Genomic DNA, 1,381 nt, shown 5'->3' with positions numbered 1-1,381 from the left:
GGGACTGTCCGAATAACGGTGTGTGGGCTCCGGCCTGATCCGAAAGGAGATGGCCGTGGCTGACACGACCGAAATGTTGGATGAGGCGATGATTGATCCCGTGACCGGGGAGATCATCGATCAGAAGGACCTCGCGGAGCGGTTGCTCGCGCAGGCCAAGGAACAAGGCGTGAGCCTGGTCGGCCCGGGAGGGCTGCTGAATCAACTCACGAAGAGCGTGCTCGAGTCGGCGCTGAACGCGGAGCTGACCGAGCATCTCGGGCACGATCACGGCGGGACGCCGATGACCGCGAACATGCGCAACGGGACGCGGGTCAAGACGGTATTGACCGAGATTGGTCCGGTGCAGATCGAGGTCCCCCGGGACCGCGACGGGTCGTTCGAGCCGGTGATCGTGCCCAAGCGGAAGCGTCGCCTGGAAGGGGTCGATCAGATCGTGCTGTCCCTCTCGTCTCGCGGGTTGACGACGGGTGAGATCGCCGCGCACTTCGACGAGGTCTATGGCGCGAAGGTGTCCAAGGACACCATCAGCCGGATCACGGAGAAAGTCGCCGCCGAGCTCGCGGAGTGGTCCTCACGTCCGCTGGACGCGCTCTACCCGGTGATCTTCGTCGACGCGATCGTGGTGAAGGTCCGTGACGGGCAAGTCCGCAACACCCCGTTCTACGTCGTCATGGGCGTCACCAGCGCCGGGGAACGGGAGATCCTGGGCATCTGGGCCGGTGACGGCGGCGAAGGCGCACGGTTCTGGTTGCAGGTGTTCACCGAGCTGAAGAACCGCGGCGTCGAGGACGTCCTCATCGCCGTCTGCGACGGGCTGAAAGGACTCCCCGAAGCGATCAACACGACGTGGGAGCAGACGGTCGTTCAGCAATGCATCGTGCACCTGATCCGCAACAGCTTCCGCTACGCCGGCCGGCAGCACCGCGACGCGATCGTGAAGTCCCTGAAACCCGTCTACACGGCCCCGAGCGAGCAGGCCGCGAAAGACCGGTTCGAGGAATTCGCCGCGGAATGGGGTGGGCGCTACCCAGCGATCGTTCAGCTCTGGCGCAACAGCTGGGCGGAGTTCGTGCCTTTCCTTGAATACGACGTCGAGATCCGGCGGGTGATCTGCACGACCAACGCGATCGAGTCGATCAACGCCCGCTACCGGCGGGCGGTCAGGGCCCGCGGCCACTTCCCCAACGAGGCTGCGGCGCTCAAGTGTCTCTACCTCGTGACGCGGTCGCTTGACCCCACCGGCGGCGGCAGGGCACGCTGGGTGATCAGGTGGAAGCCCGCGCTGAATGCGTTCGCGATCACCTTCGCCGGACGGTTCGAGAGAACCACCTACTGATGAAAACCGCCGGACCCCACACACCGTTTATCGGACAGTCCC

The 1,381-nt window shown here is 64.9% G+C and carries 1 protein-coding gene; it reads left to right on the top strand.

All coding sequences use genetic code 11. The annotated features are described in order from the left end of the window. The first annotated feature begins 88 nt into the window (after nt 1-88). The gene (locus Q0653_RS13985; protein WP_298945371.1) at nt 89-1,339 is read left to right on the top strand and encodes an IS256 family transposase; all 1,251 of its coding nucleotides are present in this window, start codon (nt 89-91) and stop codon (nt 1,337-1,339) included. Nucleotides 1,340-1,381: the final 42 nt, after the last annotated feature.

This window comes from uncultured Microbacterium sp., from assembly GCF_947488465.1.
GTDB lineage: Bacteria > Actinomycetota > Actinomycetes > Actinomycetales > Microbacteriaceae > Microbacterium.
Note: the sequence above shows the minus strand (reverse complement) of the source record. Positions and strands in the feature narration are given on the sequence as shown.